The organism is Pandoraea terrae (genome assembly GCF_902459695.1).
GTDB lineage: Bacteria > Pseudomonadota > Gammaproteobacteria > Burkholderiales > Burkholderiaceae > Pandoraea > Pandoraea terrae.
The window spans coordinates 13,907-35,839 of sequence record NZ_CABPRZ010000021.1; the positions used below are offsets into that span (position 1 = coordinate 13,907).

Annotated in this window: 20 protein-coding genes and 1 pseudogene; 18 read left to right on the forward strand and 3 right to left on the reverse strand. The window is 60.4% G+C overall.

Annotation, left to right across the window (positions count from 1 at the left end; all coding sequences use genetic code 11):
- Positions 1 to 45: 45 nt before the first annotated feature.
- On the reverse strand, positions 46 to 1,005 hold the full coding sequence (locus tag PTE30175_RS20585; RefSeq protein WP_150699005.1) for a LysR family transcriptional regulator: 960 nt from the start codon (positions 1,003 to 1,005) through the stop codon (positions 46 to 48).
- Positions 1,006 to 1,117: 112 nt separating this feature from the next.
- Here PTE30175_RS20585 and PTE30175_RS20590 point away from each other — a divergent pair, with 112 nt between their 5' ends.
- From PTE30175_RS20590 to fba, 12 genes are all read left to right on the forward strand, one after another.
- Positions 1,118 to 2,587: a form I ribulose bisphosphate carboxylase large subunit gene (locus tag PTE30175_RS20590; protein WP_150698937.1), complete on the forward strand. Its 1,470-nt coding sequence runs from the start codon at positions 1,118 to 1,120 to the stop codon at positions 2,585 to 2,587.
- Positions 2,588 to 2,633: 46 nt separating this feature from the next.
- A complete protein-coding gene (locus tag PTE30175_RS20595) occupies positions 2,634 to 3,053 on the forward strand; it encodes a ribulose bisphosphate carboxylase small subunit (protein WP_150698938.1) in 420 nt (139 codons plus the stop codon).
- Positions 3,054 to 3,115: 62 nt separating this feature from the next.
- Complete coding sequence (cbbX, locus tag PTE30175_RS20600) at positions 3,116 to 4,027, forward strand: CbbX protein (RefSeq protein WP_150698939.1); 912 nt, start codon at positions 3,116 to 3,118, stop codon at positions 4,025 to 4,027.
- 3 nt (positions 4,028 to 4,030) lie between these two features.
- Positions 4,031 to 4,795 carry an HAD family hydrolase gene (locus tag PTE30175_RS20605; protein WP_150698940.1) on the forward strand — a complete coding sequence of 255 codons (765 nt, stop codon included), beginning with the start codon at positions 4,031 to 4,033 and terminating at the stop codon, positions 4,793 to 4,795.
- A 1-nt stretch (position 4,796) separates the two neighbouring features.
- On the forward strand, positions 4,797 to 5,495 hold the full coding sequence (rpe, locus tag PTE30175_RS20610; protein WP_150698941.1) for a ribulose-phosphate 3-epimerase: 699 nt from the start codon (positions 4,797 to 4,799) through the stop codon (positions 5,493 to 5,495).
- 37 nt (positions 5,496 to 5,532) lie between these two features.
- On the forward strand, positions 5,533 to 6,609 hold the full coding sequence (locus PTE30175_RS20615) for a class 1 fructose-bisphosphatase (protein ID WP_150698942.1): 1,077 nt from the start codon (positions 5,533 to 5,535) through the stop codon (positions 6,607 to 6,609).
- 10 nt (positions 6,610 to 6,619) lie between these two features.
- A complete protein-coding gene (locus tag PTE30175_RS20620) occupies positions 6,620 to 7,504 on the forward strand; it encodes a phosphoribulokinase (protein ID WP_150698943.1) in 885 nt (294 codons plus the stop codon).
- An 11-nt stretch (positions 7,505 to 7,515) separates the two neighbouring features.
- A complete protein-coding gene (gene tkt / locus PTE30175_RS20625; RefSeq protein ID WP_150698944.1) occupies positions 7,516 to 9,525 on the forward strand; it encodes a transketolase in 2,010 nt (669 codons plus the stop codon).
- Entirely contained in the window at positions 9,525 to 10,244 is a 720-nt protein-coding gene (gph, locus tag PTE30175_RS20630) for a phosphoglycolate phosphatase (RefSeq protein WP_150698945.1), read from the forward strand. The genes tkt and gph overlap by 1 nt, the downstream gene beginning before the upstream one ends.
- 4 nt (positions 10,245 to 10,248) lie before the next feature.
- Positions 10,249 to 11,259 carry a type I glyceraldehyde-3-phosphate dehydrogenase gene (gene gap, locus PTE30175_RS20635; RefSeq protein ID WP_150698946.1) on the forward strand — a complete coding sequence of 337 codons (1,011 nt, stop codon included), beginning with the start codon at positions 10,249 to 10,251 and terminating at the stop codon, positions 11,257 to 11,259.
- Positions 11,260 to 11,268: 9 nt separating this feature from the next.
- Complete coding sequence (locus PTE30175_RS20640) at positions 11,269 to 12,498, forward strand: phosphoglycerate kinase (protein WP_150698947.1); 1,230 nt, start codon at positions 11,269 to 11,271, stop codon at positions 12,496 to 12,498.
- Positions 12,499 to 12,509: 11 nt separating this feature from the next.
- On the forward strand, positions 12,510 to 13,550 hold the full coding sequence (gene fba / locus PTE30175_RS20645; RefSeq protein ID WP_150698948.1) for a class II fructose-bisphosphate aldolase: 1,041 nt from the start codon (positions 12,510 to 12,512) through the stop codon (positions 13,548 to 13,550).
- A 21-nt stretch (positions 13,551 to 13,571) separates the two neighbouring features.
- Here the strand turns inward: fba and PTE30175_RS20650 are convergent, their stop codons facing one another.
- Positions 13,572 to 14,537: a LysR family transcriptional regulator gene (locus tag PTE30175_RS20650; RefSeq protein ID WP_150698949.1), complete on the reverse strand. Its 966-nt coding sequence runs from the start codon at positions 14,535 to 14,537 to the stop codon at positions 13,572 to 13,574.
- Between the two features lie 157 nt (positions 14,538 to 14,694).
- Between PTE30175_RS20650 and cuyB the strand changes: the two genes are divergently transcribed.
- The 5 genes and pseudogenes from cuyB to PTE30175_RS20675 all read left to right on the forward strand — a co-directional run.
- Positions 14,695 to 15,432: a cysteate racemase gene (gene cuyB / locus PTE30175_RS20655; RefSeq protein ID WP_224788897.1), complete on the forward strand. Its 738-nt coding sequence runs from the start codon at positions 14,695 to 14,697 to the stop codon at positions 15,430 to 15,432.
- Positions 15,433 to 15,452: 20 nt separating this feature from the next.
- Positions 15,453 to 16,490: a D-cysteate sulfo-lyase gene (gene cuyA / locus PTE30175_RS20660; protein WP_150698950.1), complete on the forward strand. Its 1,038-nt coding sequence runs from the start codon at positions 15,453 to 15,455 to the stop codon at positions 16,488 to 16,490.
- 152 nt (positions 16,491 to 16,642) lie between these two features.
- Complete coding sequence (locus tag PTE30175_RS20665; RefSeq protein ID WP_150698951.1) at positions 16,643 to 17,971, forward strand: MFS transporter; 1,329 nt, start codon at positions 16,643 to 16,645, stop codon at positions 17,969 to 17,971.
- A 66-nt stretch (positions 17,972 to 18,037) separates the two neighbouring features.
- Complete coding sequence (locus PTE30175_RS20670) at positions 18,038 to 19,021, forward strand: M14 family metallopeptidase (RefSeq protein WP_150698952.1); 984 nt, start codon at positions 18,038 to 18,040, stop codon at positions 19,019 to 19,021.
- Positions 19,018 to 19,225 (forward strand): annotated as a pseudogene (locus tag PTE30175_RS20675) (IS21 family transposase); the annotation flags it as partial. The gene PTE30175_RS20670 and the pseudogene PTE30175_RS20675, both read left to right, overlap by 4 nt.
- A 31-nt stretch (positions 19,226 to 19,256) precedes the next feature.
- Here the strand turns inward: PTE30175_RS20675 and PTE30175_RS20680 are convergent.
- Positions 19,257 to 19,931: an FAD-dependent oxidoreductase gene (locus tag PTE30175_RS20680; protein WP_224788898.1), complete on the reverse strand. Its 675-nt coding sequence runs from the start codon at positions 19,929 to 19,931 to the stop codon at positions 19,257 to 19,259.
- A 159-nt stretch (positions 19,932 to 20,090) separates the two neighbouring features.
- Between PTE30175_RS20680 and PTE30175_RS20685 the strand changes: the two genes are divergently transcribed.
- Entirely contained in the window at positions 20,091 to 21,410 is a 1,320-nt protein-coding gene (locus PTE30175_RS20685) for an MFS transporter (RefSeq protein ID WP_150698954.1), read from the forward strand.
- Positions 21,411 to 21,933 lie beyond the last annotated feature (523 nt).

Here is a 21,933-nt window from a genome sequence, read left to right on the forward strand (position 1 = left end):
CAGGTGCCGGTAATTCGCTCCGGGACCGGGTGTCGCCGGCATTGATCACTCCCTCAAACCTTTGTCGCGCTCAGGCAGCAGTCCGGCGAATTCGTGCTCGAGGTACGCGGCTGTGTGTTCCAGCAGGAACGCACGGCAAACTTGGCTCGCCGGCGACAGCCATTTGCTCGTCATATGGACGATATGCCAGACGCGCTCGATCGGTGTGCCGTTGACGTCGAGCAGCGCAATCTCGTCAGTGCGCAATTCCAGGCCCAAAGTGTGCAGCGAAAGCAGACTGATTCCCATGCCGGCCATGACGGCTTGCTTGATCGTTTCGTTACTCCCGAGTGTGGCCGTTTTCGCTGGAGAAAAAAGGTGATGTTTGAACATCTGCTCGGTAACGGCGCGCGTGCCGGAGCCGGGCTCTCGCAGTAGAAAAGTTTCGTTTCGCAGCTCCTGCAAGTCGAAACGCTTTGCGTGGTGCAAAGGATGCCCGGTCGATGCGACCAGGACGTAAGGATGTGGCGCGATCGGTTCCGACACGGAATCGAGCTCGCGCGGCGGGCGACCCATCAACGCCAGATCGATCACATTGTCTTGCAGAAGGCGCAATAGCGTCTCGCGATTGCCCTCGGAAAGCTGGATATCCACGCCAGGGTAGCGTGCCGCGTATTGAGCAAGGAGCTTCGGCGCGAAATATTTTGCAGTGCTGATCAGGCCGATTGACACCGAACCGACCTCGATGCCTTTCATTGCGCGCAGGCCATCCTCGGCGTCGCGGACCTCGCCAAGAATGCGCAGCGCATGGTGAAGCATTCGCTCGCCAGCCTCGGTCAGCGTCATTTGGCGTACAACGCGCTCGAACAGAGGAAACCCGACCACGGATTCGAGCTGCTTGACCTGCATCGTCACCGCGGGCTGCGTCAGGTGCAGTTCCGCTGCTGCGCGCACGACGCTTGCGTGTCGTGCAACAGCGACGAAGATCTGCAACTGGCGAAGGGTTAATGAGCGCAGGAGCGACATAACGATTAAGGCATTCCTTATATCGAAGGCAAGAATATCTGATTTCACGCAGCGATTCAATTCCATTAATGTTTGCTTACCGAACCACTCAATTCGAGAGAGAGGCATCCAAATGAATGCTGTGGAAATCACCAACGTAACACCTGCCAAGCAGCGCAAGCGTTATGACGCGGGCGTGTTGAAGTACCGGGAAATGGGCTATTGGGCGCCCGATTACGAACCCAAGGATACCGACATCATTGCGTTGTTCCGAATTACGCCGCAGGAAGGCGTGGAGCCGGAGGAGGCAGCTGCCGCGGTGGCCGGGGAATCGTCCACCGCGACCTGGACGGTCGTGTGGACCGACCGTTTGACCGCATGCGACATGTATCGGGCAAAGGCATATCGCGTCGATCCGGTGCCAAATACGCCTGGCCAGTATTTCTGTTGGATTGCCTATGACCTGTCGCTGTTCGAAGAGGGCTCGGTCGCCAACCTGACCGCTTCGGTCATCGGCAACGTGTTCAGTTTCAAGCCAATCAAGGCGGCGCGCCTGGAGGACATGCGTTTCCCGGCAGCCTACATCAAGACCTTTGCAGGCCCGCCCACCGGCATCATCGTGGAGCGCGAGCGGCTCGACAAGTTCGGTCGCCCCCTGTTGGGCGCGACGACCAAGCCGAAACTCGGACTGTCGGGCAGAAACTACGGGCGTGTGGTCTACGAAGGGCTCAAGGGCGGACTGGACTTCCTGAAGGATGACGAGAACATCAACTCGCAACCCTTCATGCACTGGCGCGACCGCTTCCTCTTCGTGATGGATGCAGTCAACAAGGCTTCAGCGGCGACAGGCGAGGTCAAGGGAAGCTATCTCAACGTCACCGCCGGCACCATGGAGGAGATTTACCGGCGCGCAGAGTTCGCCAAGGAACTGGGTTCGATCATCATCATGGTCGACCTGATCGTCGGTTGGCCCTGCATTCAGTCGCTGAGCAACTGGTGTCGCCAGAACGACATGATCCTGCACTTGCACCGCGCGGGCCACGGCACGTACACGCGTCAGAAAAATCATGGCGTGTCGTTCCGCGTTATCGCCAAGTGGTTGCGCCTGGCCGGCGTGGATCACATGCACGCGGGAACGGCAGTGGGCAAGCTCGAGGGCGATCCGTTGACTGTGCAGGGGTACTACAACGTGTGCCGCGATGCCGTCACCAAGGCCGATCTGACGAGAGGCGTTTTCTTCGATCAGGATTGGGTGTCACTGCGCAAGGTGATGCCCGTGGCGTCGGGCGGAATTCACGCCGGCCAGATGCACGACTTGCTCGACCTGTTTGGCGACGATGTGGTGTTGCAGTTCGGCGGGGGCACCATCGGGCATCCGCAGGGCATCCATGCGGGTGCCACCGCGAATCGCGTGGCGCTCGAAGCCATGGTGCTTGCACGCAACGAAGGGCGCGACATCAAGAACGAGGGGCCCGAGATCCTGCGGGACGCCGCCCGGTGGTGCTCGCCGCTGAAAGCCGCGCTCGACACCTGGGGCGACATTTCCTTCAATTACACGCCGACGGACACGTCGGATTTCGTACCGACCGCATCGGTCGCATGACGCTGCGAAAGCAATCCATCGAAAGAACACCGTACGAGAGGACATCATGCGCATCACACAGGGAACGTTTTCATTCCTTCCGGACCTGACGGACGAGCAGATCTCCAGTCAGCTGGAGTATTGCCTCAACAAAGGCTGGGCGGTCGGTATCGAATACACGGACGATCCCCACCCGCGAAATACCTACTGGGAGATGTTCGGCTTGCCGATGTTCGATTTGCGCGACGCGGCGGGCATCCTCCTCGAGATTCACAACGCCCGTAAAACTTTTCCCAACCATTACATCCGGGTGACGGCATTCGACGCGACGCACACCGTCGAGTCCGTGGTGATGTCGTTCATCGTCAATCGGCCGCCCCATGAACCGGGATTCCGGCTCGTGCGTCAGGAGGTCGATGGCCGCCGGATCCGGTACGCCGCCGAGAGCTATGCGGTACAAGCCCGGCCAGAGGGAGAGCGGTATTGAGGGGCGGCTGGTCAAGGCCGTGATTGTCATCCCGAGTTCAATCGTCCACGACGGAGGCGGGCATGTCCGCGCCAGAAGCCATTGAGAAACTACAGCCGCCTGCAACGTTGTCAGCATCGCTGGCGGCATCCGGAATTGCGGAGTTGCTGACCGGTCTAGACCGCGAGCTGATCGGACTGGCACCCGTCAAATCCCGCATACGCGATATCGCGGCGCTGTTGCTGGTCGACAAGCTGCGGGCGGCGCGCGGTTTCAGCGCGGGCACGCCCAGTCTGCACATGAGCTTTACCGGCAATCCCGGTACCGGAAAGACGACCGTGGCCATGCGCATGGCAGCGATCCTGCACAAGTTGGGCTATGTGCGCAAGGGTCATCTCGTCGCCGTGACGCGCGACGATCTGGTGGGGCAATACATCGGCCATACGGCCCCCAAAACCAAGGAGGTACTGAAAAAGGCGATGGGGGGCGTGCTCTTCATCGACGAGGCGTATTACCTCTATCGCCCTGAGAACGAGCGCGACTACGGTCAGGAAGCCATCGAGATATTGCTGCAGGTGATGGAGAACAACAGGGAGGACCTGGTGGTCATTCTTGCCGGCTACAAGGACCGCATGGACCGCTTTTATGAGTCGAATCCAGGCATGTCCTCCCGCATCGCACATCACATCGATTTTCCCGACTACAACGTCGATGAACTGCTGCGTATCAGCGACCTGATGCTCGAGTCCATGCAGTACCGGTTTGACGAGCGGAGCCGAATGGTGTTTGCCGACTACCTTGAGCGGCGCATGGCACAGCCGCATTTCGCCAATGCCCGCAGCGTGCGCAACGCACTGGATCGAGCTCGACTGCGACATGCTTCGCGGCTCCTCAGGAGTTCCGATGTGGTAACGGACGACTCGGCGCTCACCACGATCACACCGGCCGATCTGCTGGCCAGCCGCGTCTTTACGCGGGCGCAGAGGGAGGAGTAAGACATGCAGGCATTGATTTTCGACGTCGACGGAACACTCGCGGATACCGAAACGGCACACCGCGAGTCCTTCAATTCGGCCTTTGCTGAGGTCGGACTGGATTGGTACTGGGACGAAGCCTTGTACACGAGCCTGCTGAACGTGGCCGGCGGCAAGGAGCGTGTCCTGCACTTCTGGCGCACGATCGAGCCCGAGGAAGCGCTCGGCCCGAAGTGCCGGGAAATCATCGATGCGGTCCATGCAATCAAGACGCGTCACTATGCCGATCGGGTCCGCAGTTTCGGATTGCCGTTGCGACCCGGCATTCGCAGGTTGATCGACGAAGCGAACGCGGCGGACCTGCCGCTTGCAATTGCGACCACGACCACGCCGGCCAATCTCGACGCATTGCTATGCGAACCGTTAGGGCGCGATTGGCGCAGACGCTTTGTGTCCATCTGCGATGGCGTTACTGCACCGAGAAAGAAGCCGGCCCCGGACGTCTACTACGCCGTGCTGGACGAGCTCGGGCTGTCGGGGAATGAGTGCATTGCGCTCGAGGATTCCTGGAACGGCCTGCGCGCGGCAACGTCCGCCGGCATTCCGACCATCATCACGCCGACGGCATACACCGAACACCAACGCTTTGACGGGGCGCTGGTGGTGCTGCCCCACCTGGGTGACCCGGAGCAACCACTGGGCGAGCATCTGCCGGGCATGGACCACCGCTGGGTAGATCTTGCTGCCCTGTGCCGCTGGCAGCACGGCGTGCTTTTCGAGGCGACCTGACATGAACAGCGAATCGATTCGAATTGCACCGTCGATCCTGTCTGCGGACTTCTCCAGATTGGGCGAGCAGGTCCGTGCGATAGAGGCGTCCGGCGCAGACCTCGTTCATTTCGACGTGATGGACCACCATTACGTGCCGAACCTGACGTTCGGGCCGCTGGTGTGCGAGGCAATCCGGCCACATGTGTCCATCCCCATCGATGTGCACCTGATGGTGGAGCAGGTCGACGCGATGATCCCGCTGTTTGCCAAGGCCGGCGCGAATTTCATCACGTTTCATCCCGAGGCCAGCCGGCACGTCGACCGGACCCTCGGACTGATCCGCGACCATGGGTGCAAGGCGGGATTGGTATTCAACCCGGCCACCCCACTGGGATTCCTCGACTACACGCTCGAGAAGCTGGACATGGTGTTGCTCATGGGAGTGAACCCCGGCTTTGGCGGGCAAAAGTTCATCCCCGGCACATTGAACAAATTGCGCCAGGTCCGCTCGCGCATCGTGCGGCATCTGATGCAGGGCGGGAATCCCGTATTGCTCGAAGTCGATGGCGGTGTGAACGCCGAGAACATCGCCGACATTGCCCGCGCAGGCGCGGATACGTTCGTGGCCGGCAGCGCGGTATTCGGCGCTGCTGACGCGGACGGGGGCTATCAATCCGTCATTCGACATTTGCGCGAACGAGCGATCGCTGCGCGATGAGTGAGCGAACAAGAAACGGGAAAATTGGAGACACATCATGTCACTGGCTCAGCATTTCACACTGACACAGTTCCTTATTGAGGAACGCCGGCGCCATCCGGATGCGACAGGCGACTTCAACAGCCTGATTCTCAATATCGCAGTGGCCTGCAAGAGAATTTCGCGCACGGTCGCCTGTGGTGCGCTTGGCGATATGCACGGTAGCGCTGGCGGGGCACTCAACGTGCAGGGGGAGCAGCAGCAAAACCTCGATGTACTCAGCAATGATGTCTTCTTGCAGGTCAATGAATGGGGAGGGAATCTCGCAGGTATGGCCTCGGAAGAACTCGAGGAGCCTTATCAGATTCCCGAGGTATATCCGCGTGGCAGATATCTGCTGACGTTCGATCCGCTCGATGGTTCGTCGAATATTGACGTGAATGTATCGGTCGGCAGCATCTTCTCGATACTGCGGGCGCCCGAGGGCACCGATGTCGTTTGCGAGGAGGATTTCCTGCAACCGGGCACGTCTCAGGTGGCGGCGGGGTATGCGATATACGGACCGAGCACCATGCTGGTGCTGACCATCGGCGAAGGAGTCCATGGCTTTACCTTGGACCCGATGCTTGGCGAGTTCGTGCTGACGCATCCCGATCTGCGGGTGCCCGAGGAAACGCGGGAATTCGCAATCAACGCCTCCAATAGTCGGTTTTGGGAAGTGCCGGTCAAGCGCTATGTCGATGAGTGCCTGGCGGGTGCGGCGGGCCCCCGCGGGAAAGATTTCAATATGAGATGGATCGCCTCGATGGTTGCGGAAGCTCATCGCATATTGATGCGAGGCGGAGTGTTCATGTACCCGCGTGACACCAAGGATCCCGGAAAGCCGGGGAGACTGCGGCTGCTGTACGAGGCCAACCCGATCGCCTTCATCATTGAGCAGGCCGGAGGGCGCGCCAGCACAGGCCGCCAAGCGCTCCTGTCTGTCGAGCCGACAGGACTGCATCAACGCATTGGTGTCGTCTTCGGCTCGAAGCAGGAGGTTGAGCGCATTGAGCGCTACCACACTGAACCGTTTGCCGGCGAATTAGAAAATCCGCTGTTCAACGAGCGAGGCTTGTTCCGTCTTCCTGCCTGAGATCACAACCATGTCTGAACGCCATCCCATCATTGCAATCACCGGATCCTCCGGGGCAGGTACCACGTCGGTGACTCGCACCTTTGCGAACATCTTTCGCCGTGAAGGCGTGAAGTCCGTGGTGATCGAAGGCGACAGTTTCCATCGCTACGGCCGGCGGGAAATGAAGGTCATGCAGGCCGAGGCGGAGGAAAGCGGCGACAGGAATTTCAGTCATTTCGGGCCTGACACCAATCTGTTCGGCGAACTCGAGAATTTGTTCCGCACCTACGGAGAATCGGGGGCAGGTTTGCAGCGGCGTTACCTGCACACTGTCAGCGAAGCCGAGCCGTACGGACAGGAGCCGGGTACGTTCACTGCATGGGAGCCTGTGCCGGACAACACCGATCTCCTCTTCTACGAGGGGCTGCACGGCGGAGTCGTGACCGAAAGCGTCAACGTCGCGCGCCATCCGGATCTTCTGATCGGGGTGGTTCCCGTGATCAATCTCGAGTGGATCCAGAAGCTGTGGCGCGACAAGTCACAGCGTGGCTATTCGACCGAGGCTGTTACGGATACCATTCTGCGCCGCATGCCCGATTATGTGAACTACATTTGCCCTCAGTTCTCCCGGACGCATGTCAATTTTCAACGCATTCCGTGCGTCGATACATCGAATCCGTTCATCGCTCGGGAAATTCCCGCGCCGGATGAAAGTATGGTGGTCATCCGCTTTGCCAATCCGAAGGGTATCGACTTTCAGTATTTGCTGAGCATGGTGCACGACTCCTTCATGTCGCGGGCCAACACAATCGTCGTGCCCGGCGGCAAGATGGAGTTGGCCATGCAGTTGATTTTCACCCCGTTCATACTGCGCATGATGGAGCGCCGCAAGCGCGCTTTGGGCGCCCTTTGAGGAATCACGCGATGAATGCCCCAAATCGTTTACCGATGGCGGCCCAATGCGCCAACGCCTTGCGCATCCTGTCTGCCGACGCGGTCGAGAAGGCCAGGTCCGGACACCCCGGCGCACCGCTGGGTATGGCTGAGATGGCCGAAGTGGTGTGGCGTCGACACCTGCGTCATAACCCGGCCAACCCGAAGTGGCTCAACCGCGACCGCTTCGTGCTTTCCAACGGTCATGCTTCGATGTTGCTCTACGCCTTGCTGCACCTGAGCGGCTACGATCTCCCGGTCACTGAACTGCAGCGCTTTCGACAACTCCATGCGCGCACTCCGGGGCATCCGGAAGTGGGCGTGACGCCCGGCGTGGAAACCACCACAGGCCCGCTGGGACAGGGATTGGCCAACGCAGTGGGCATGGCGCTTGCCGAGCACCTGTTGGCGGCCACCTTCAATCGCGAAGGCCACAAGATCATTGACCACACCACGTATGTGTTTCTCGGCGACGGCTGCCTGATGGAGGGCGTCAGTCATGAGGCAGCTTCGCTGGCCGGTACGCTCGGGCTTCGCAAGCTGATTTGTCTGTACGACGACAACGGGATTTCCATCGACGGGCAGACGCGAGGATGGTTCGCCGACGATACCGCCCAGCGCTTCACCGCCTACGGCTGGGATGTGAGGATCGTGGACGGTCATGACATGCTGGCGCTCAACGAAGCCGTGTGCAAGGCCAAGGGGAGCGATAAACCCTCGCTCATCTGCTGCCGTACGGTGATCGGCTGCGGCGCGCCCGGAAAGGCGGGCGGGCATGACGTGCACGGGGCCCCGCTTGGGGACGAGGAAATCGCCGCCATGCGTAGCGCACTGGGATGGACGGCTGCGCCGTTCGATGTGCCGGACGACATCGCCAGGGAATGGGACGGCAGGGGGCAAGGCGCCTTGTTGGAGAGCGCCTGGAGTGAGCGCTTTTCCCGCTACTGCAAGACATACCCCGATCTCGCGGCGGAGTTGTTGCGCCGGTGCGAAGGGACGCTCCCGCTCGATCTCGAGGATGGCGTAATGCAGCTCCTGAGCGATCCATCGTCTGCCCTGCGCAAGAAGATTGCTACGCGAAAGGCTTCACAACTGGTGCTGGAGCCTTTGCTGGAAGGCTTGCCAGAACTGTTCGGAGGGTCGGCCGACCTGTCCGGGTCCAATCTGACCAACGTCGAGGCCTCAGTCTGGGTGAACCATCATGGGAAAGGCAACTATCTGAGCTATGGGGTACGCGAGTTTGGTATGGCAGCGGTGATGAACGGGATAGCACTGCATGGCGGTCTGATTCCATACGGTGGCACATTCCTGACGTTTTCCGATTATTCGCGCAATGCGATTCGTATGGCGGCACTCATGCAACAGCGCGTGGTTCATGTGCTTACGCACGACTCCATCGGACTGGGTGAAGACGGCCCCACGCACCAGCCGGTGGAGCATGCGTCAAGCTTGCGATTGATTCCCAATAATCGGGTATGGCGACCCTGCGATGGGGTGGAAACGGCGATTGCATGGCTTGCAGCCGTGCAGCGTGATAACGGTCCAAGCTGCCTTCTCCTGTCGCGTCAGGCGTTGACACCGTTCGAACGGAGCGCCGAGCAGATCGAAGCGGTCAAGCGCGGCGGATATGTGCTTCGCGATGCGGCCAGGGTGGACGTGGTATTGATCGCGACCGGGTCGGAAGTGGAGATTGCCGCACAGGCCGCGCAGGTGCTTGCCGGCTCGGGCATCGGCGCACGCGTGGTATCCATGCCGTGCGTGGAGGTGTTCTTCGCACAGGAGACTGGCTACCGCGACACAGTTCTGCCCGTCGATATCCCGCGCGTCAGCGTGGAGGCCGGAGTTACGTGGTTCTGGCGCGGTGTGGTTGGTTGTCGGGGGGCTTCGCTCGGTATCGACACTTACGGCGAGTCCGCTCCAGCGGCTGAGCTATACGAACACTTTGGCCTGACGGCAGCCCGGGTTGCCGAGGTGGCCAGGTCGCTTGTAGAGAGGCCGTGATGGGGTGCGGCAAAACGATATGCAATTCGGTACTGATTGATCTGGACGGCACACTCGTGGATACGGCGCCGGACATCGTCGAAGCCGCCGGCCGCATGCTGGAGGACCTGTCCATGAAGCCACTGCAGTTCAAAACGGTCGCCGGCTTTATCGGCAGGGGCGTTCCCAATCTGGTCCGGCTCACGCTCGAAGCCAGCGGGCTGGAACCGTCCGTTGAGCAATATCGAGCCGAAGCGTTGTTTCACCGGCACTACCGCGTGTTGAACGGGCGCTTCAGCGGCGTATTTCCCGGCGTGCCGGCGGGGCTGGCCGCTTTGCGCGCAGGTGGCTACCGCCTCGCCTGCGTGACCAACAAGCCGGAGCGTCTCGCATCGCAACTTCTTGACCTGACAGGGCTCGCGAACGCGTTTGACGTGCTTGTCGGAGGCGACACGATCGCACAGATGAAGCCGGATCCCGGTCCCATCCACCACGCGTGCCGCATGCTCGAATCCGGCGTTGCCGGGAGCGTAATGGTGGGCGATTCCGGTGTCGACGTTGCTGCCGCGCGTGCGGCTGGCATTCCAGTCTTCATCATGCGTTATGGCTACGCGGGACCGGGCGGCCCGGAATCCCTCGGCTGCGACGGCGTGCTGGGTTCATTGGAAGATCTGCCGGATTTTCTGACCTGGGGCAACCCATTGACGGCTTCCAGACACAATAACCTTCGGAGGAATTAGACGTATGGCAATCAAGGTGGCAATCAACGGCTATGGCCGCATCGGACGTAACGTTCTGCGGGCGCACTACGAAGGTGGCAAACGGCATGATATCGAGATCGTGGCCATTAACGACCTCGGCGACGCGAGCACGAATGCGCATCTGACTCAATACGACACTGCTCACGGACGCTTTCCAGGGACCGTGACCGTTGACGGGGACGCGATGATTGTCAATGGCGATCGGATTCGCGTGCTGGCCGAACGCAATCCGGCCCAGTTGCCTTGGGGGGCGTTGGGGGTTGACGTGGTGCTCGAGTGCACCGGGCTTTTCACCAGTAAGGACAAGGCCAGCGCCCACCTGGCGGGCGGCGCCAGAAAGGTCGTGATTTCCGCGCCGGGCGGCAAGGATGTTGACGCTACGGTTGTGTACGGCGTCAATCACGAGATTCTGAAGGCTGAGCACACCGTGATTTCCAACGCCTCTTGCACTACTAATTGCCTGGCCCCACTGATCAAGCCACTACATGAAATTCTCGGCATCGTCTCGGGATTGATGACGACGGTGCACTCCTATACCAATGACCAAGTACTGACGGACGTATATCACGAAGACCTTCGTCGGGCACGATCGGCCACGATGTCGATGATTCCCACCAAGACCGGGGCTGCCTCCGCCGTGGGCCTGGTGCTGCCGGAACTGAGCGGAAAACTGGACGGCTTTGCCGTGCGGGTGCCGACGCTGAATGTGTCTCTCGTCGATTTCTCCTTTGTGGCTAAACGCGAAACCACAGTCAAGGAAGTCAACGCGATCCTGAAAGGCGCGGCGCAGGGGGAGTTGAGCGGCATTCTCGAATACAACGATGCGCCGCTGGTCTCGGTTGACTTCAACCACAATCCGGCATCGTCGATATTCGACGCATCCCTGACGAAAGTGTCGGGCACTTTGGTCAAGGTGTCGAGCTGGTACGACAATGAATGGGGCTTCTCGAATCGCATGCTCGATGTGGTGACGGCATTTGCCAGCGCACGATAGGAAAACCTTATGCCGATCGTCGATACACTCGAAAAGCTGAGTTCTCAGGGGCAACTCACCGGAAAGCGTGTCTTCATCCGTGCGGATCTGAATGTGCCGCAGGACGATAAAGGCAACATCACGGACGACACACGCATCCGTGCTTCGGTCCCGGCCATCGTGGTGGCACTTGAAGCCGGCGCGGCTGTGATGGTGACCTCGCACATGGGGCGTCCGGCAGAAGGAGATACCGCGCCGGAAAACTCTCTTGCCTCGGTTGCCGCGCGGTTGACCGAATTGCTTGGACGTGACGTCAGATTGGTCCGGAATTGGGTGGCCGGCGGATTCGAGGTCGCGCCGGGACAGGTGGTGCTGCTGGAGAATTGCCGCGTCAACCCCGGGGAAAAGAAAAATAGCGATGAGCTCGCGCAAAAGATGGCCAGGCTATGCGATGTCTACGTCAATGACGCGTTCGGGACGGCACACCGCGCTGAAGCCACCACTCACGGCATTGCGAAATATGCGCCGGCCGTATGCGCTGGCCCACTACTGATGGCCGAGCTGGAAGCATTGCGCAAAGCGCTGAATCAACCCATCCGCCCGCTGGTGGCGATTGTGGGGGGCTCCAAGGTCTCGACCAAGTTGTCCATTCTGGAGTCGCTCGCCACCAAGGTGGACCATCTGATCGTTGGTGGGGGTATCGCCAATACGTTTATGCTGGCCGCCGGCCTCCGGGTTGGCAAGTCGCTGGTCGAGACCGGCCTGGTAGAAGATGCCCGCCGCATCATCGAAATGATGGATCGACGCGGCGCTTCGGTGCCGATTCCGGTGGACGTCATCTGCGCAAAGGAGTTCCACGCAACGGCGACTGCGACCGTCAAAGATGCTGCTGATGTGGAACCGGACGACATGATTCTCGACGTTGGCCCAAAGACTGCGGCGAAGTTGATCGAGCCCCTGGAGGACGCCGGAACCATTGTATGGAACGGTCCGCTAGGGGTGTTCGAGTTTGACCAGTTCAGCAATGGCACCCGGGCGTTGGCACAAGCGATCGCCGACTCCCCGGCTTTCTCGATTGCCGGCGGGGGCGATACGCTGACGGCGATCGCAAAGTTCGCGGTCGCTGATCGCGTGGATTACATCTCGACGGGTGGCGGCGCCTTCCTCGAATTCCTCGAAGGGAAGACCCTTCCTGCTGTTGACATTCTCGTGCATCGTGCCGCCGCTGCACAGCATCGGATCGCTCATCAATCACGTTAAGGAGTGCAATCATGGCCATCATCTCATTGCGTCAACTGCTGGATCACGCGGCGGAGTTCAATTACGGTGTGCCGGCGTTCAACATCAACAATCTCGAACAGATCCAGGCCATCATGGAGGCCGCACAGGAAACTGACAGCCCGGTGATCCTGCAGGCATCTGCCGGTGCGCGCAAATATGCCGGCGAGGCATATTTGCGCCACATGGTGTTGGCCGCCGCCGAGACGCACCCTGACATCTCCATTGTGGTACATCAGGATCATGGCGCCAGTCCGGATGTGTGCCAAGCCTCGATCCGCTCCGGGTTTTCCAGCGTGATGATGGATGGTTCGCTTTGCGAAGACATGAAAACGCCATCAGATTACGAGTACAACGTCGAGGTAACACGTCGCGTGTGCGAGATGGCCCATGCGGTGGGCGTGTCGGTGGAGGGCGAGTTGGGGTGCCTCGGTTCGCTCGAGACCGGTACTGCGGGTGAGGAAGATGGTTCCGGGGCAGTGGGCACGCTGTCACACGACATGTTGCTGACCGACCCGGCGCAGGCAAAGGATTTTGTCGCCCGCACCGGAGTTGATGCGCTCGCCATTGCGATCGGCACCAGTCATGGTGCCTACAAGTTTTCCCGCAAACCGACCGGCGATATCCTGGACATTGAGCGAATTCGGGCTATCCACGAGCAGATTCCGAACAGCCATCTGGTCATGCACGGATCCAGTTCCGTGCCGCAGGAATGGTTGACGATCATTCGTCAATACGGCGGCGATATCAAGGAAACCTACGGCGTTCCTGTCGAGGAAATCCAGCGCGGTATTCAGAACGGGGTGCGCAAGGTGAATATCGATACTGACATCCGTCTCGCGATGACTGGCGCCATGCGAAAATCGTTGACGGACGACCGGAGCGAATTTGATCCGCGCAAGGTCATCGCGGCTGCAAGGAAGGCGGCGAAAGATGTTTGCAAAGCACGGTTTGAGGCATTTGGCTGTGCGGCCCAAGCGTCGCGAATCAAGCCTGTTGCGCTCGAAAGGATGGTGTCCCGCTACAAAAAGTAATCTGCTCCACGGACGACAATGTCATGCAATGCCGGCATCGTCGACGCGCCTGAGCTGGCGCAGGAATGCAAGCTCATCGGCAAGGCTGACTGAATCGGAGGCGTTCGAGGCAAACAGCCAGATTTCGAGCCGCGCTGTGCTGTCGGCGTCGCCAACGATACGGAGCGTCCCTGCGCGCAGCTCGGGCTCGATCATGTCCTCTGGAAGCCATGCGACACCTTCACCGAGCAACGCTTCCACTTTCAGTGCTTCGACCAACGCGCTCTCATAACGCAAAACCAGCGGGAAATGCGCTTCCAATTCGGCGTGCAACGTTGCAGTGACTTTGCCGAGAAACGATTCCCTGGAGTATGCGAGCAACGGCATGGCTTCATCGTTGCGCGGCGGCAAGAGGAAGCGGGAATTGCCATGGGCGTCAACTGCGGATACCGGTACCAGGGTGGTTTCCCCGACTCGCACACCTCGAAACGAGGATTCGGCAAGCAGGTTCGGGACGCGAGGATGGCGATAGCAGAGGACGAATTGACAGGCGCCACCCAAAAGCAAGTCGATACATTCGTCCAGATCCGCGGCGACGACTGCCGCGTGGTGTTCAGAGTCGCGCCTTTGCTCTCGCCACCACATCGGGAAAAAATAGACCGCCAGTGAATGCGGCATGGCGAACTTGAGCGTCCGTCCGGCTGCCTCGCGCGAGGCAAGCGCCTCACGACGACTCCGGTACAGGTCGGCCACGATCTGTTCCGCCAGCGCCGCGAAAGCCGTTCCTTCCTTTGTCAGCGTGACGGGGTACGAACTGCGATCGATGAGCGGGACGCCGTACCAAACCTCCAGCGCCTTGATCCGTCGGCTCAACGCAGACTGCGTCACGTGCCGCGCCACGCATGCTTGAGAGAAGTTCCGCAATTTGGCGACAGCCAGAAAATCCTCCAACCATTTCAATTCCATATAGGGAACACTCAAGCGATCTGTTCGGGAGGCGGCGAGCATTGCGATGCCGTTGCCCGTTGTCAATAGGGGCTTGCGAACGCTCTGTCGGCGTCCGGAAAACTATTCGGTTCCGGCATAGTTCGCGCCAAAAGCGTCATTGGATTCTCGCGCTGGCGACGCATAGAATCAACCCTATGCATGAAATATGGAGGCGTAGATGGCGAAGATGAACGAAAGTCGCGAGCTCGTGATCGGCGTCATCGGCGGCATGGGCCCGATGGCAACTGCCGATTTTCTCGCAAAACTCACGGCTGCCACGCCTGTGGCGACGGAGCAGGATCACCTGCGGGTACTCATCGATTCGAACCCGAAGATTCCCGATCGCAACCACGCCATCCGCGGGACAGGAGAATCTCCGGCGAGCGCCATAGCTGAGACGGCGCGCGGCTTGCAGCGCAGCGGCGCAGATTTTCTCGTGATGGCATGCAATACCGCACACGCGTTCGAAAGCGCCATAGGGGACGCGGTGTCGATACCATTTGTGAGTATGGTCGAAGAGGCCAGCGACGCTTGTGTTCGAAGGCACCCTTCGGCCCGTCGCGTCGGCTTGCTGGCAGCGCCTGGCTGCCTGAATGCCGGCCTCTATCAGACCGCGCTCTCACGGCGCGGCAGGCAAACCATCGAACCACCGGAAAACTACGAAGCCGATTTCGCGGCGCTGCTCTACCAAATCAAGACGAGTGGCGTCTCGGACGCCGTGCGGGCCGGCATGAAGGCGCTTGGCGGTGCGTTGATTGCGGCCGGTGCGGACGTGCTCATCGCCGCATGCACCGAAGTCCCACTCGCCCTGAAAGACGGCGATCTTTGCGCTCCCATGGTCGACGCCACGTCGAACCTGGCTGAGCGATGCGTACGGTATGCGCGTCGCATCGAAGCTATTCCAACCACCTATTGATCCACCACTAGAGGCAATTCATGCATCTCACCAAATTTCCACGCGTAAAGCTCGGCCACCTGAATACGCCCCTCGAACCGATGCCCAGGCTGAGCAAAATCCTTGGCGGACCGAAGTTGTATATCAAACGCGACGATTGCACCGGCCTGGCCACCGGTGGCAACAAAACACGCAAGCTCGAATTCCTGATGGCGGACGCGCTCGCGGTGAAGGCGGACACTGTCATCACGCAAGGCGCGACGCAATCGAATCACGCGCGCCAGACTGCTGCGGCAGCGGCCCGCCTTGGCATGCGTTGCATCATTCTTCTCGAGGATCGCACCGGAAACGAGGCGCGCGACTACCGGTATTCCGGAAATGTGTTTCTCGATCGATTGTTAGGGGCGCCGACGCGCACGTATGGCGCTGGCACGGACATGAATGCCGCGATGGTAGAGGTTGCCGAAGAGGTCCTGGCGCTGGGTGGCAAACCCTACATCATTCCCGGTGGCGGATCGAACAGCTTGGGTGCGCTCGGTTACGTGAACTGCGCGCTGGAGATCGTCGCACAGGCGAACGAGCAGCAACTCAGGATCGATCGCGTCGTCCACGCAACCGGCAGCGCTGGCACTCAGGCCGGGCTTGTCGCAGGCTTCGAGGGCATGCGCAGCGGTATCGATGTCCTCGGTATCGGCGTGCGCGCGCCAAGAGAAGCGCAGGAAGCCAACGTGTACAAGCTCGCCTGCGAGACGGCCGATCGCCTCGGCATGGGTGATGTGGTTCGACGCGACCGAGTCGTGGCTAACTGCGACTATGTAGGCGACGGCTACGGAATTCCTACGGCGGGCATGGTCGAGGCCGTAACCCTTGCCGCGCGAACCGAGGGCTTGCTGCTGGATCCCGTGTATTCCGGCAAGGGTATGGCAGGGCTGATCGACTTGATTCGGCAAGGCTACTTCGGATCGGACGAAACGATCGTGTTCGTCCACACGGGCGGCAGCGCGGCGCTGTTCGGCTACATCGACGCATTCGAAACGACGCTCGCCCCTTCTGCCGATACTAGGGTGAGCCGGCAATGATTCAATCGCCGCGACCCGCTCTCAGCGCCAGCCGTACGAGCGTGGTCTGATCTACGCAACGGCAATCGATAAGATAGCCGGGGCCATAGGTACCCGGAAATGGTCGGGCGCACGCTTCAAAAGAAGGCGCGCGCCCATTCCAGGAGACAACAATGCATTTAAACAGTTCAGGCCGCACGAATAACATCAGTGCGGCCGCTCCGGCGCCGCACAGCCCATGGCGCGAGATCTGCGCCGCCAGCATCGGCAACGCGCTCGAGTTCTACGATTTGCTGATCTACGGCTATTTCGCCATCGTGATCAGCAAGTTGTTCTTCCCCTCTCACGACGCCACCACCTCCTTGCTGCTTTCAGTTGGCACGTTCGGTATCTCCTTCGTCACCCGCCCGCTCGGCTCCATCGTGCTCGGCAGCTACGCCGACCGCGCCGGGCGCAAGGCCTCGCTCACCGTCTCGATTTCCCTGATGATGCTCGGCACCGCGATGATCGTGTTCGCGCCGACCTATGAGCAGCTTGGCCTGGCCTCGCCCCTGATCATCATCGTCGCGCGCATGCTGCAGGGCTTTTCGACTGGCGGGGAGTTCGGTGCGTCAACGGCATTCATGGTCGAGCACGCCGACCCGAAGCGCCGTGGCTTCTTCGCGAGCTGGCAAATGTCCACCCAAGGCCTCGCCACTGTGCTCGCTGCCGGCGTCGCGGCACTGCTGAGTGCGCTGCTCTCGCTCGACCAACTGAATGCCTGGGGCTGGCGCGTGGCGTTCGCCGTCGGCCTGCTGATCGGCCCGGTCGGCCTCTACATCCGTCGAAACATCGACGAGACAGCCGACTTCAAGAAGCTCGGCACGGCACAGAAGCAGAAGTCGCCGTTGCGCGAAGTATTCGTGCGCAACCGCCGCAACTTGCTGCTGGGCGCGGGCGTGGTGGCCGCCGCCACGGCATTCAACTACGTCCACAAGGTCTACATGCCGACCTACGCGGTAAAGCAGCTTCACATCGCAGCCACGTTTTCATTCCTGGGCGCGGTGGTCACCGGCGCGATTGAGACGGTTGCGGCGCCAGTCGTCGGAGCGATGTCCGATCGCTTTGGCCGCCTGCGCGTGATGCTTTGGGCGCTGTTGCTCGTAGGCACAACCACCTATCCGCTGTTCGTGCTGCTCAACCGGTTTCCGACGGTCGGGGCGCTGTTCGCAGTGCAGACGGTGGTGGGCCTGCTGATTACCGCCAGCCTCGCGCCGGTTCCGGCCCTGCTGGCCGACATTTTCCCGACCAGCACGCGCGGCACCGGCCTTGCGCTGTCGTACAACTTCTCGGTCACGCTTTTCGGCGGCTTCGCCCCGCTGATCGTGACCTGGCTCATCGACGCCACGCACAGCAAGCTCGCGCCGAGCTTCTACGTGATGGCCACTGCGACGTTGAGCGTTGCCGCGGTCGTTGCGCTCGGCCGCCGCATGACGGTCGCGCGCAGCGCCGCCACGGCCTAATCCTCGTCCGGGGCGGCGCGCGACTACCGCAGCCGCCCCTCCTGAATGCGTTCCACGGAGTCGTCCATGACCACAATCGAAGCCATCCGCGCCGCGCTGCCGGCCTATCCGATCGAAGTGTCCTTTCCCGATATTGCGCGCTGGCGCGAAGGCAACACAGGTATCGACTACCTGCATTCGTTCGACAGCGGCCTGCCGGGCCCGCATGTGATGGTGCTGGCGCTCACGCACGGCAACGAGGTCAGCGGCGCCATCGCAGTGGAGACGCTGCTCGCCGCCGGCATCCGGCCCGTCGCCGGGCGGCTTTCGCTCGGCTTCGGCAATGTCGGCGCCTATGAGCGATTCAGCGCCGAGAATGCCGATGCCACCCGGTACCTCGACGAGGACATGAACCGCGTGTGGTCGATGCGCGCGCTCGACGGCCCGCGCAACAGCCGCGAATTGACGCGTGCCCGCGCCATGCGTCCGCTGCTCGATACGGTCGATCTGTTGCTCGATATTCACTCGATGCACGAGGTCTCGGCGCCGCTGATGATGACCGGGCCGCTCGAGAAAGCGATCGCGCTAGCGGCCGAGATCGGTCTACCTGAGCACGTGGTCATCGACAAGGGGCACCCTAATGGCACACGTATGCGCGACTATGGCGGCTTCGGTGATCCGGCCAGTGCACGCAATGCGTTGTTGATCGAGACCGGGCAGCACTTCGCCACGGTCTCGCGCGAGGTCGCACTCGATGCGGCGTCGCGTTTCCTGCTGCATGCGGGCGTGGTGGCCGAAGCCGATTTGGCGCAGTACCTGACGCAGGCGCGTCCGGCGCGTCAGAAGTTCATCGAGATCACGCAGGCAGTGGTCGCCAGTTCGATGGATTTCCGATTCTCACAGCCATTCACGGGGCTCGAAGTCATTGAGAAGGCCGGTACTGAGATCGCCCGAGACGGAGGCGAGGTGATAGCCACGCCTTATGACAACTGCGTGGTCGTGCAGCCATCGCTGCGCCACCTCGGCGTCAATGTTACGGTCATGCGACTGGGGCGTCTTATCGAACGCTGAGCGAACGGTGCACGGAAATTCATGTGGACAACGCCCAAGGTTTATCGGAGCGCGTGAGCGCTCGCACGGCACCTGGGCATTTCCGGCAACACCGTGGCGCGGTATCTGTCGGCCGAGGCGGTACCGCGCCACAAACGGCATGAGCCGCGGCCCACGAAGCTTGGTTCGTTCGAGGCGTACGTTCGCGACAGTGACTCAAACGCGGGGGGCTACGGCGGGCGTACGGCGGACTAGATCAGTCGATCCGCTCGCCTTTTCTTACCCGATAGTTCGGCTTGTACATGGTGACGAGTTCCTCGGCCGCAGTCGGATGCACCGCCATAGCGCGATCGAAATCGTCCTTTGTGACGCCGGCCTTCAGCGGAATACCGAGTAGTTGCGCCATCTCACCGGCATCTGGTCCCATGATGTGGGCTCCGACAGCCTTGCGCGAATAGCGGTCGACCAGTATGGCACCGGTCGCCGAGGTCTCAATGCCGACGGCGTCAAGCCCCAGCCCCTCTGTGTTGGGCGAACGCCCCATGGCCAGCATGAACTGGTCAACTTTGCACGTCTCGCCATTGTTCAGCCGCACATCGAGACGGCCATCGTCACGACGCACCACCTCTTCGGCAACCGCGCAGCAGACGATCTCGATGCCTTTTTTCGACATGGCCTCATGCAGACTGGTGCGCAAATCCATGTCAAAACGATTCAGGATTTCCGTCCCGCGATAGACCAGCGTGGTTTTAACGCCTAGTCCATGGAAAATGTTCGCGAACTCGACCGCGATATAGCCGCCGCCGCCGATCATGATCGACTTTGGCAGGGCCTCCAGATGAAACGCCTCGTTGGAGGTGATGCAATGTTCGTGGCCGGGAAGCGCCGGATGCGGTGACGGCCGGCCGCCGGTGGCAACCAGTGCGCTCATTTCTTGAGTGCACTGGCCCCTTGCATCCCTGCGAAATGAACCTGGTCCATAACTCCGGGATTCATCGAGCTTCATCTCATCCGGGAAGCATGCAGTAACGAGGTCACCTTCGAATCCAACAAGTGGCACGGTGACTCGAAAATATCAAGGAGACAAGCAATGATCCGAACGGAAGCTCTTGTAACTGAAGATGCGCTAACCCCCGAGGCGTCTGCGTACAGGAAGGCAACATGGCGGCTGATTCCATTCCTGGCCGTCTGCTTCCTTTTTGCCTACTTTGACAGAGTCAACATCAGCTTCGCCAAGCTGCAGATGCAGAACTCGTTGGGATTGTCTGACGCGGCCAATGGCTTGGGGGCAGGGATCTACTTCATCGGATACTTTTTGTTCGAAATACCCAGTAACATCATTCTGGAGCGTGTCGGGGCGCGGCGCTGGATCGCTCGAATCATGATCTCATGGGGACTGGCCTCGGCCGCGATGATGATGGTAACCAGTGAGACATGGTTCTACGTACTTCGCTTTGTCATTGGGGCGACCGAGGCCGGATTTCTTCCTGGCGTTATTTTGTACTTCACGTGGTGGTTCCCTGCCAAACGTCGTGCAAGGATCAACGCGTTGTTCCTCACGTCGGTCCCCGTGTCCGGGGTATTGGGTGGGCCGATTGCCGGTTTCATCATGACAAGGTTTGATGGGGTATTCAACTGGGCAGGTTGGCAGTGGCTGTTTCTCCTGGAGGGGCTGCCGACGGTACTTCTCGGTTTCGCTGTTCTCGTTTGGCTCGATGACCGGCCGGAAAATGCAAAATGGCTAACCCCTGAGGAGCGCGCCGCTGTCAAGAGCCGGCTGACACAAGAGGCGCCCGTTCACGCCACTCACGATTTCCGGGTTGCGCTTCGCCAACCTGCCACGCTTTTACTCTCCGTGATTTTTCTATTCATACTTATCGGGATGTACGGAATCACATTCTGGATGCCCGAACTCATCAAGAATACTGGCATCGCTGACCCCATGATCATCGGGCTGCTTACCGCACTTCCGTTCGCGGCTGGCACGCTGTCGATGGTCATCGTTGGGCGACACTCAGACCGAACCGGCGAGCGCCGACTTCACCTTGGACTTACCGTAATGGTTGCCAGCATCGGTTACGTGCTGTCCGGATACTTTGGGGACACCACGTCGTTGGCAATTGCCTCTTTGGCGCTAGCCGCGGTGGGCGTCTTCGGTTGCCTCCCGGTCTTCTGGACGATGCCACCGAAGTTTCTATCCGGCCCGGCCGCTGCTGGCGGCATCGCAATGATCAACTCCATTGGAAACCTCGGCGGAGCCATCAGCCCGTACCTGGTGGGGAAGATTCGTGTCATGACCGGAAGCACGACTCTGGGGCTATATGCGATAGCCGGAGTGGCCCTGATCGCCGCGCTTCTCATCCTTCTGGCGCTGCCGCGAGAATATTCGAGGGACGCGTCGCATAGCTGACCGTAACTAAACGAGGGCAATTAGCGGCTTGGAGCACGGCTTCGCCGGCACTGTCCCGCTAAGTGCCCCCATTCTTTCTGAAGGTTGAATAAGCGTCGGAATGACGCGAGAGCGACGTGTTTAATCTCATTCTGTGGGAACGTGAGATCGATCTTTGGCGGCCGCCTGCTTCGAACGCCCCGCACAGTCTCCGTCTCACAGGCAATTTTGAAAGGGAAAGTTTTTCTTTCTATGGGGGATACTTTATCTCGGTTGCGGCTGTCCGGGGAAACCAGAAACAATGGTGATCTATGTAGTGCGGGCAGCATTAATTTTCTGCCGCCAATCCCCCATCCACTTTATCGCCAGGACCGGGCCATGAATGGTCTCAATAGCCACGTTCTGCGTCTAGCCATGGCACAAGCGCCGGACGGCGCCAATTCGACAGTCGTATGCGCCACCGGTGGCATCCGGCCACCATTCGGACGTGCTGGCGTACAGGACTAAGCCGGGGCTCGACGGGGCACAAGTTCTACGCGAATGT

Coding starts and splice junctions, on each gene's coding strand:
- PTE30175_RS20585 (WP_150699005.1), bottom strand. CDS start 1,005: ATGTCGCTCCTGCGCTCATTAACCCTTCGCCAGTTGCAGATCTTCGTC.
- PTE30175_RS20590 (WP_150698937.1), top strand. CDS start 1,118: ATGAATGCTGTGGAAATCACCAACGTAACACCTGCCAAGCAGCGCAAG.
- PTE30175_RS20595 (WP_150698938.1), top strand. CDS start 2,634: ATGCGCATCACACAGGGAACGTTTTCATTCCTTCCGGACCTGACGGAC.
- cbbX (WP_150698939.1), top strand. CDS start 3,116: ATGTCCGCGCCAGAAGCCATTGAGAAACTACAGCCGCCTGCAACGTTG.
- PTE30175_RS20605 (WP_150698940.1), top strand. CDS start 4,031: ATGCAGGCATTGATTTTCGACGTCGACGGAACACTCGCGGATACCGAA.
- rpe (WP_150698941.1), top strand. CDS start 4,797: ATGAACAGCGAATCGATTCGAATTGCACCGTCGATCCTGTCTGCGGAC.
- PTE30175_RS20615 (WP_150698942.1), top strand. CDS start 5,533: ATGTCACTGGCTCAGCATTTCACACTGACACAGTTCCTTATTGAGGAA.
- PTE30175_RS20620 (WP_150698943.1), top strand. CDS start 6,620: ATGTCTGAACGCCATCCCATCATTGCAATCACCGGATCCTCCGGGGCA.
- tkt (WP_150698944.1), top strand. CDS start 7,516: ATGAATGCCCCAAATCGTTTACCGATGGCGGCCCAATGCGCCAACGCC.
- gph (WP_150698945.1), top strand. CDS start 9,525: ATGGGGTGCGGCAAAACGATATGCAATTCGGTACTGATTGATCTGGAC.
- gap (WP_150698946.1), top strand. CDS start 10,249: ATGGCAATCAAGGTGGCAATCAACGGCTATGGCCGCATCGGACGTAAC.
- PTE30175_RS20640 (WP_150698947.1), top strand. CDS start 11,269: ATGCCGATCGTCGATACACTCGAAAAGCTGAGTTCTCAGGGGCAACTC.
- fba (WP_150698948.1), top strand. CDS start 12,510: ATGGCCATCATCTCATTGCGTCAACTGCTGGATCACGCGGCGGAGTTC.
- PTE30175_RS20650 (WP_150698949.1), bottom strand. CDS start 14,537: ATGCTCGCCGCCTCCCGAACAGATCGCTTGAGTGTTCCCTATATGGAA.
- cuyB (WP_224788897.1), top strand. CDS start 14,695: ATGGCGAAGATGAACGAAAGTCGCGAGCTCGTGATCGGCGTCATCGGC.
- cuyA (WP_150698950.1), top strand. CDS start 15,453: ATGCATCTCACCAAATTTCCACGCGTAAAGCTCGGCCACCTGAATACG.
- PTE30175_RS20665 (WP_150698951.1), top strand. CDS start 16,643: ATGCATTTAAACAGTTCAGGCCGCACGAATAACATCAGTGCGGCCGCT.
- PTE30175_RS20670 (WP_150698952.1), top strand. CDS start 18,038: ATGACCACAATCGAAGCCATCCGCGCCGCGCTGCCGGCCTATCCGATC.
- PTE30175_RS20680 (WP_224788898.1), bottom strand. CDS start 19,931: ATGAGCGCACTGGTTGCCACCGGCGGCCGGCCGTCACCGCATCCGGCG.
- PTE30175_RS20685 (WP_150698954.1), top strand. CDS start 20,091: ATGATCCGAACGGAAGCTCTTGTAACTGAAGATGCGCTAACCCCCGAG.